This window comes from Serratia sp. OLAL2, from assembly GCF_002752475.1.
Taxonomy (GTDB): Bacteria; Pseudomonadota; Gammaproteobacteria; order Enterobacterales; family Enterobacteriaceae; genus Serratia; species Serratia bockelmannii.
Genome location: NZ_MSTL01000009.1, coordinates 22,455 through 30,815 on the forward strand (window position 1 = coordinate 22,455; position 8,361 = coordinate 30,815).

The 8,361-nt window shown below is 53.4% G+C and carries 7 protein-coding genes and 1 pseudogene; all 8 read right to left on the reverse strand.

Annotation, left to right across the window (positions count from 1 at the left end):
* Positions 1 to 13 precede the first annotated feature (13 nt).
* On the reverse strand, positions 14 to 4,042 hold the full coding sequence (gene rpoB / locus BVU99_RS08245; protein WP_025304938.1) for a DNA-directed RNA polymerase subunit beta: 4,029 nt from the start codon (positions 4,040 to 4,042) through the stop codon (positions 14 to 16).
* Between the two features lie 332 nt (positions 4,043 to 4,374).
* Positions 4,375 to 4,740, reverse strand: a complete 366-nt coding sequence (rplL, locus tag BVU99_RS08250; protein ID WP_004929903.1) for a 50S ribosomal protein L7/L12 — start codon at positions 4,738 to 4,740, stop codon at positions 4,375 to 4,377.
* A gap of 63 nt (positions 4,741 to 4,803) precedes the next feature.
* Positions 4,804 to 5,301 (reverse strand): 50S ribosomal protein L10, encoded by a 498-nt coding sequence (rplJ, locus tag BVU99_RS08255; RefSeq protein ID WP_004929905.1) that lies wholly within the window; start codon positions 5,299 to 5,301, stop codon positions 4,804 to 4,806.
* A 338-nt stretch (positions 5,302 to 5,639) separates the two neighbouring features.
* Entirely contained in the window at positions 5,640 to 6,344 is a 705-nt protein-coding gene (gene rplA / locus BVU99_RS08260) for a 50S ribosomal protein L1 (RefSeq protein WP_019456443.1), read from the reverse strand.
* A 3-nt stretch (positions 6,345 to 6,347) separates the two neighbouring features.
* Positions 6,348 to 6,776, reverse strand: a complete 429-nt coding sequence (rplK, locus tag BVU99_RS08265) for a 50S ribosomal protein L11 (protein ID WP_015376316.1) — start codon at positions 6,774 to 6,776, stop codon at positions 6,348 to 6,350.
* Positions 6,777 to 6,941: 165 nt separating this feature from the next.
* Positions 6,942 to 7,487, reverse strand: coding sequence for a transcription termination/antitermination protein NusG (nusG, locus tag BVU99_RS08270; protein ID WP_004929914.1), 546 nt, complete (start codon positions 7,485 to 7,487; stop codon positions 6,942 to 6,944).
* A gap of 1 nt (position 7,488) precedes the next feature.
* Entirely contained in the window at positions 7,489 to 7,872 is a 384-nt protein-coding gene (gene secE, locus BVU99_RS08275; RefSeq protein WP_004929916.1) for a preprotein translocase subunit SecE, read from the reverse strand.
* Positions 7,873 to 8,131: 259 nt separating this feature from the next.
* A pseudogene (gene tuf / locus BVU99_RS08280) lies at positions 8,132 to 8,361 on the reverse strand (elongation factor Tu); the annotation flags it as partial.

Consider the following 8,361-nt stretch of genomic DNA (forward strand, 5'->3'; position numbering starts at 1 on the left):
GCCGGAATGACGATTACTCGTCTTCCAGTTCGATGTTGATGCCGAGCGAGCGGATTTCTTTCAACAGTACGTTGAAGGATTCCGGCATGCCTGGCTCCATCCGGTGGTCGCCATCCACGATGTTTTTGTACATCTTGGTACGGCCGTTAACGTCATCCGACTTAACGGTGAGCATTTCCTGCAGGGTATAAGCCGCGCCGTATGCTTCCAGTGCCCACACTTCCATCTCACCGAAGCGTTGACCACCGAACTGCGCTTTACCACCCAGAGGTTGCTGAGTAACCAAGCTGTAAGAACCGGTTGAACGGGCGTGCATTTTATCGTCAACCAAGTGGTTCAGTTTCAGCATGTACATATAGCCGACAGTAACCTGGCGCTCGAATTGCTCACCGGTACGGCCATCGAACAGCGTGATCTGACCGGAGGTCGGGATACCACCCATTTCCAGCAGCTTCTTGATTTCAGTCTCTTTCGCACCGTCAAACACCGGTGTTGCGATCGGCATACCTTTTTTCAGGTTCTCTGCCAGACGCAGCACTTCGTCGTCGCTGAAGGTGTTCAGGTCAACTTTCTGGCAAACGTCGTCGCCCAGATCGTAGGCCTTCTGGATGAACTCACGCAGCTTGGCCACTTCCTGCTGCTGCTTCAGCATCTGGTTGATCTTCTCACCGATGCCTTTCGCAGCCATACCCAGGTGGGTTTCCAGGATCTGACCGATGTTCATACGTGATGGTACGCCCAGCGGGTTCAGTACGATGTCTACCGGCGTGCCGTTTTCATCGTAAGGCATATCTTCGATCGGGTTGATCTTGGAGATAACACCCTTGTTACCGTGGCGGCCCGCCATCTTGTCACCCGGTTGGATCTGACGTTTAACAGCCAGATAAACCTTGACGATTTTCAGCACGCCCGGCGCCAGATCGTCGCCCTGAGTGATCTTACGACGCTTGGCTTCCAGCTTCTTCTCGAAGTCGGATTTCAGTTCGTCGTACTGCTCGGCCAGCTGTTCCAGCTGGTTTTGCTTCTCTTCGTCGGTCAGGCCCAGTTCCAGCCAGCGATCGCGCGGCAGCTTGCTCAGCTTGTCGGCTTCGATGCCACCGGCAACCAGCACCGCGTGGATACGTGCAAACAGGCCGGCTTCCAGGATCTGCAGTTCTTCCGTCAGGTCTTTCTTCGCCTGCTTCAGCTGCATCTCTTCGATTTCCAACGCGCGCTTGTCTTTTTCCACGCCATCGCGGGTGAAGACCTGCACGTCGATAACCGTACCGGAAACGCCGTTCGGCACACGCAGAGAAGAGTCTTTAACGTCAGACGCTTTCTCACCGAAGATCGCACGCAGCAGTTTCTCTTCCGGCGTCAGCTGGGTTTCGCCTTTAGGCGTTACCTTACCGACCAGGATGTCACCGCCGGTCACTTCAGCGCCGATATACACGATACCGGATTCATCCAGCTTGGAGAGCGCAGCTTCACCCACGTTAGGGATGTCGGCGGTGATCTCTTCAGGCCCCAGCTTGGTGTCGCGAGACACGCACGCCAGTTCCTGGATGTGGATGGTGGTGAAGCGATCTTCCTGCACCACGCGCTCGGAGACCAAGATGGAGTCTTCGAAGTTGTAGCCGTTCCAAGGCATGAACGCTACGCGCATGTTCTGGCCCAGTGCCAGTTCGCCCAGGTCTGTCGATGGGCCATCCGCCAGCACGTCACCGCGCTCGATTGGCTCACCCAGACTCACACACGGCATCTGGTTGATGCAGGTGTTCTGGTTAGAACGGGTGTACTTGGTCAGGTTGTAAATATCGATACCTGCTTCGCCCGGGTACATCTCGTCTTCGTTAACTTTGATAACGATACGGGAAGCATCCACGTACTGGATCACACCGCCGCGTTTGGCAACGGCGGTTACGCCGGAGTCAACCGCTACAGCACGTTCCATACCGGTACCGACCAGCGGCTTGTCAGCGCGCAGGGTTGGTACGGCCTGACGTTGCATGTTCGCACCCATCAATGCACGGTTGGCGTCATCGTGTTCCAGGAATGGAATCAGTGAAGCACCAACGGAAACGACCTGCTGGGTGGATACGTCCATGTAGTCAACCTGGTCGCGGCTGAACAGGCTTGATTCGCCTTTGCTGCGGCAGGTGACCAGGTCTTCTACGAAGCGGCCTTCTTCATCCAGGTTGGAGTTCGCCTGGGCGATAACGAAGTTGCCTTCTTCAATAGCAGACAGGTAGTTGATTTCATCGGTCACCACGCCGTCACGCACGCGGCGGTACGGGGTTTCCAGGAAGCCATACTCGTTAGTCTGTGCGTACACGGACAGGGAGTTGATCAGACCGATGTTTGGACCTTCCGGCGTTTCGATTGGGCACACGCGGCCGTAGTGGGTCGGGTGTACGTCTCGAACTTCAAAGCCGGCGCGCTCACGGGTCAGACCGCCCGGGCCCAGTGCGGAGATACGACGCTTGTGCGTGATCTCGGACAGCGGGTTGTTCTGGTCCATGAACTGGGACAGCTGGCTGGAACCGAAGAACTCTTTCACCGCCGCCGAAATCGGCTTGGCGTTGATCATGTCCTGAGGCATCAGGGTATCCAGATCGCCCAGAGACAGACGCTCTTTCACCGCACGCTCAACACGCACCAGACCTACGCGGAACTGGTTCTCGGCCATTTCGCCGACGGAGCGGATACGACGGTTGCCCAAGTGGTCGATGTCGTCCACTTCGCCCTTGCCGTTACGGATATCGATGAGCTTCTTCATCACTTCGATGATGTCGTCTTTGCTCAGGATGCCCGAACCTTCGATCTCGTCGCGCAGCAGAGAACGGTTGAACTTCATGCGACCCACCGCGGACAGATCGTAGCGGTCTTCGGAGAAGAACAGGTTCTCGAACAGGCTTTCGGCAGCTTCGCGCGTTGGCGGCTCACCAGGGCGCATCATGCGGTAGATTTCTACCAGCGAGCTCAGACGATCGTTGGTCGGATCGACACGCAGCGTTTCAGAGATGTACGCGCCGTGATCCAGATCGTTGGTGAACAGCGTTTCGATGCGCTTGTGGCCAGACTGGCTCAGCTTGGCCAGCAGATCCAGCGACAGCTCCATGTTGGCTGCGCAGATCAGTTCGCCGGTATTGGTATCGATATAGTCTTTCGCGACCACTTTGCCCGCGATGTACTCTACCGGTACTTCAATGCTCTGAATGTCGTCTTTTTCCAGCTGACGGATATGACGGGCGGTGATACGACGGCCTTTCTCTACGTAGATCTTGCCGTTGGCTTCGATATCGAACGAAGCGGTCTCACCACGCAGGCGCTCTGGCACCAGCTCCATCTGCAGCTTATTGTCGCGGATTTCGAAGACGATCTTGTCAAAGAACAGGTCGAGGATCTGTTCAGTGGTGTAGTTCAGCGCGCGCAGAATGATGGTCGCAGGCAGTTTGCGGCGACGGTCAATACGCACGAACAGGTTGTCTTTCGGATCGAACTCGAAGTCCAACCACGAACCGCGGTAAGGGATGATGCGTGCGTTGTACAGCACTTTACCCGAAGAGTGGGTTTTACCCTTATCGCTGTCGAAGAATACGCCAGGACTACGGTGCAACTGAGATACGATAACCCTCTCAGTACCGTTGATCACAAAGGTGCCGTTTTCGGTCATGAGCGGAATTTCGCCCATGTAGACTTCTTGTTCCTTGATGTCTTTGACCGTACCTTCAGGCGCTTCGCGCTCATAGATAACCAGGCGCAGTTTTACGCGCAGCGGTGCAGAGAACGTCACACCACGGATCTGGCACTCTTTGACGTCGAAGACCGGCTCACCAAGACGGTAGCTAACGTATTGCAGCTCCGAATTGCCACTGTAGCTCTGGATAGGGAAAACAGAACGGAATGCGGCTTCAAGGCCGTACTGCCCTTCTGGATCTTGCTCGATAAACTTCTGGAACGAGTCAAGCTGGATAGAAAGGAGATATGGTATGTCCAGCACTTGTGGACGTTTACCAAAATCCTTACGAATACGTTTTTTCTCGGTATAGGAGTAAACCATAGGGTTCCTCAGCTCGCTGATCAGTGACCCAATCTGTCCGTCCGATTAGGGACAGTTCATGCAACACCGTTTTGTCGACCGGAAAGCGGGAACACTTTCCGCAATGTCTCTTGCTATCACGCTTAAACCATTTCATCGCGTCTTCCCCCAGAACTCCTGGTAGTGCAAAGACCGCGGTATATTAAGTCGTCAACAGAAACAAACATTGGGAGGCGAAACCAGCAGCCAAACAGTGTGAAACGCTACTGGCGCCCTACAGCGCAAAAAGGCTGGTGACTAAAAAGTCACCAGCCATCAGCCTAAAAGACTAGGCTGCAACCGGAAAGGTTGGCTTATTTAACTTCAACTTCTGCGCCAGCTTCTTCCAGAGATTTTTTCAGAGCTTCTGCGTCATCTTTGCTCACGCCTTCTTTCAGAGCGGCTGGAGCAGATTCAACCAGGTCTTTAGCTTCTTTCAGACCCAGGCCGGTAGCGCCACGTACTGCTTTGATAACAGCAACTTTGTTAGCGCCTGCAGCTTTCAGGATAACGTCGAATTCAGTTTTCTCTTCAGCAGCTTCAGCTGGGCCAGCAGCTACAGCTACAGCAGCAGCAGCAGAAACGCCGAATTTTTCTTCCATAGCGGAAACCAGTTCAACAACGTCCATTACGGACATAGCGGCAACTGCTTCCAGGATTTGGTCTTTAGTGATAGACATAACAATTGTTCCTAAAATTCAGAAATAGTTTAAATACGTTAGCAAAGGCTAAGAAAGAGTGGCTTACGCCGCTTCTTTCTGATCGCGTACTGCAGCCAGAGTGCGAACCAGTTTGCCGGCAGCGGCTTCTTTCATGGTTGCCATCAGGCGTGCGATCGCTTCTTCGTAAGTTGGCAGCGTCGCCAGGCGGTCGATTTGCGCCGCTGGGATCAGCTCACCTTCAAAGGCCGCAGCTTTAACCTCGAATTTTGCATTCGCTTTCGCGAACTCTTTGAACAGACGAGCAGCAGCGCCCGGGTGTTCGTGAGAGAATGCAATCAAGGTTGGACCGACAAACGTGTCTTTCAGGCATTCGAATGGAGTGCCTTCAACTACGCGACGCATCAGGGTGTTGCGAACAACACGCATGTAAACGCCAGCTTCACGACCTGCTTTACGCAGTTCAGTCATTTTATCTACGGTAACGCCGCGGGAATCCGCAACAACCGCAGACAGCGCGCCTTTGGCTACTTCGCTGACTTCAGCAACAATCGCTTGTTTGTCTTGAAGATTTAATGCCATTAGCTTTTTGCTCCTGGATTAGCCGGGGAAAATCCCCCGGAACTCACTTCACTCGGCGCTTTGTAAAACGCCACGCCGAGCGGCTTAACACGGTGAGCAGAATCCAGCAAAGACATTCTTTTATAAAAAAGAAAAATTTTCTTAGGCTCTGTCACCGTCTACGCAGGAAGGATTAAGTATCTTGCGATACACCTGCGGTCTTGGACGGAGGCCTGGATAGGCCAGGCTCCAACCGAAAAATCTTTGTTTTGCCTACGGCATAGCCAGTAGCAAAACCTTGGGGCATAAGATTCTAGACAAATCTCGGCCCCAAGTCAAAGCGATAATCGCAAGTGCGATTAGTTCGCTGCAGCAGACAGACCGCTCTGATCGATAGCAACGCCAGCACCCATGGTGGTGGAGAGGCTAACTTTCTTGATGTACATGCCTTTCGCCTGAGAAGGTTTTGCTTTTTTCAGCGCAACCAGCAGGGCTTCCAGGTTTTCTTTCAGCTTGTCTGCGTCGAAATCAACCTTACCGATAGTGGTATGGATGATGCCGTTTTTGTCGTTACGGTAGCGAACCTGACCAGCTTTAGCGTTTTTCACTGCTTCAGCAACGTTCGGAGTAACGGTACCCACTTTCGGGTTTGGCATCAGGCCGCGTGGACCCAGGATCTGGCCCAGTTGACCTACAACGCGCATTGCATCCGGGGAAGCAATAACAACGTCGAAGTTCATTTCGCCTTTCTTGATCTGGTCAGCCAGATCGTCCATACCTACCAGCTCTGCGCCGGCAGCTTTCGCTGCTTCAGCGTTAGCGCCTTGGGCAAATACGGCAACGCGAACGGAACGACCGGTGCCGTGTGGCAGAACGGTAGCGCCACGAACGTTTTGGTCAGATTTACGAGCGTCGATGCCGAGGTTAACGGCAACGTCAACGCTTTCTACGAATTTAGCGGTGGCCAGCTCTTTCAGCAGAGCAACAGCTTCGGTGATGTCATACTGTTTAGTAGCATCAACTTTGTCACGGATCACGCGCATGCGCTTGGTCAGCTTAGCCATCTCTTAATCCTCCACTACCAGGCCCATGGAACGAGCGGTACCTTCGATGGAGCGAGTCATCGCTTCAACGTCAGAACCAGTCATGTCCGCAGCTTTGGTTTCTGCGATTTCACGTACCTGAGCACGGGTCACTTTACCTACTTTGTCTTTGTTCGGCTTACCGGAACCAGACTTGATACCAGCCGCTTTTTTCAGCAGAACTGCTGCTGGCGGGGTTTTGGTAACGAAAGTGAAGGAGCGATCAGAATAAACGGTAATAACAACCGGAATCGGCAGACCTTTCTCAACGCTGTCAGTTTTAGCGTTGAATGCCTTACAGAATTCCATGATGTTAACGCCTTGCTGACCCAGAGCTGGACCAACTGGCGGGCTCGGGTTAGCCATACCAGCTGCAACTTGCAGCTTAACGTAGGCTTGTACTTTCTTGGCCATTTAAATTTCCTCGGTTTGGGTAGTATCGCCTCGTGAGAGGCTCCCCGTGTTTCACCTCGCCAGACAGGCATCAGGCAAGGCATCTAAAAACAAAAGGCGCGAAATTGTAGTTCAATTTCGCGCCTTTGACAAGCGGCAACGGACCGCTTATTGCTGATTATTCGATCAGCCTTTTTCAACCTGGCTGAAGTCCAGTTCCACCGGCGTTGCACGGCCGAAGATGGAAACGGAAACTTTCAGGCGGCTCTTTTCGTAATCGACTTCTTCGACCACGCCGTTGAAATCGGCAAACGGGCCATCGTTGACGCGCACCAGCTCGCCCGGCTCGAACAGCGTCTTCGGACGCGGTTTGTCACCAACCTGCTGCAGGCGGTTCATGATCGCATCAACTTCTTTATCGCTGATAGGCGCAGGACGGTCAGACGTGCCGCCGATGAACCCCATGACACGCGGTACGCTGCGCACCAGGTGCCAGCTGGCGTCATTCATCACCATCTGCACCAGCACGTAGCCAGGGAAGAATTTACGCTCGCTCTTGCGACGCTGGCCACCACGGATTTCAACCACTTCTTCCGTAGGCACCATCACTTCGCCGAACAGCTCTTCCATATCGTGCAGTTTGATGTGTTCACGCAGCGATTGCGCTACGCGACCTTCAAAACCGGAAAACGCCTGAACGACGTACCAACGTTTTTTTGGAGCTTCAGACATTTTAGAACCTCAGGCCAGTAATAAACGACACCAGACGGACCAGAATACCATCCAGTCCCCACAGAATCAGTGACATCACGGCGGTTACCGCGGCAACGATCAACGTGGTGTGTAGCGTTTCCTGACGAGTTGGCCAAATCACTTTACGTACTTCGGTACGCGCTTCGCGGGCAAACGCAACGGTGGCTTTGCCTTTGGTGGTCATCAGAGCCACTGCACCTGCAACGGCGATGATCAGCACAACTGCCAGCGCGCGCAATGGCAGGCTTAAATCACGGTAGTAATAGTTACCGACAATAGCCACAACCAACAGAACGGCGACGATCAGCCACTTTGCCGCTTCCAGGCCGCGTCCGCTCCCTTGAGCCTCGGTATTCGCACTCATAAACCAACCTGTCACAATGATGATTCAGAACAAACAACTTTGCCTCGCATTGCGAGGCAAACCAAACCGATCGGATACCGCAATAGCAATATCCCGGTGTTTTACGCCATGACGTATTCAGTCAATACGGTTTAAGAGCCCATCTCACCAATGATTATGACTGCAAAATCGCTGATGAGATAGGTTCTAGTTCACAGCGTAGAAAAAGGGCATCAAATGATGCCCTTTTACCGCGTGTCGCGTCAAACTTTATCAGCGATTAAGCGATAACTTTAGCAACAACGCCTGCGCCAACGGTACGGCCGCCTTCACGGATTGCGAAACGCAGACCGTCGTCCATCGCGATTGGGTGAATCAGGGTTACAACCATGTTCACGTTGTCGCCTGGCATTACCATCTCTACGCCTTCTGGCAGTTCGATGGTACCGGTCACGTCAGTGGTACGGAAGTAGAACTGTGGACGGTAGCCTTTGAAGAATGGCGTGTGAC